Origin of the sequence: Pantoea sp. ANP04 (genome assembly GCF_041982285.1) — a bacterium.
Classification (GTDB): domain Bacteria; phylum Pseudomonadota; class Gammaproteobacteria; order Enterobacterales; family Enterobacteriaceae; genus Pantoea; species Pantoea eucalypti.
Genome location: NZ_JAUTYS010000176.1, coordinates 1 through 527 on the forward strand (window position 1 = coordinate 1; position 527 = coordinate 527).

Consider the following 527-nt stretch of genomic DNA (forward strand, 5'->3'; position numbering starts at 1 on the left):
AGTTCGCCAGCCCGGGCAAGGTGCTGACCCTGGTCACCAGCGGCACTCGTCAATACACCGATCCCTATATTCCGGTGCGGGCCGGCGATGCCTTCGTCTATGACGGCCGACCTTCGGTGGGCTCGGACGGCAAGCTGGGGTCCCACGGCACCCATGTCGGCGGGATTGCCGCTGGCAACCGCGATGGTGGGGCGATGCACGGGGTGGCCTTCGACGCCCAGATCATCAGCGCCGACAACGGCGATCCCGGCCCGGAGGACGGCATCATCCTCGGTAACGATGGCGCAGTGTACAAGGCCGGCTGGGACGGCCTGGTGGCCAGTGGCGCGCGGATCATCAACAACAGCTGGGGCATCGGCATTACCGAGCACTTCAGCAAGGGCGGTCGTGATCCGGCGTTCCCGCACTTCACCCTGGACGATGCCCGGGCGCAGTTCGCGCAGATCCAGCCGTTGCTGGGCAGCTTGCCGGGCGGCGCCTACGACGGGGCGATCGCCGCAGCCCGCAGCGGGGTGCTGACGATTTTT

General features: G+C 67.6%; 1 protein-coding gene. It reads left to right on the plus strand.

The window, feature by feature from the left end; all coding sequences use genetic code 11:
- Window positions 1-527: S8 family serine peptidase (locus Q7C21_RS22970; RefSeq protein WP_375151233.1), on the plus strand; the 527-nt coding region annotated here is incomplete at both ends.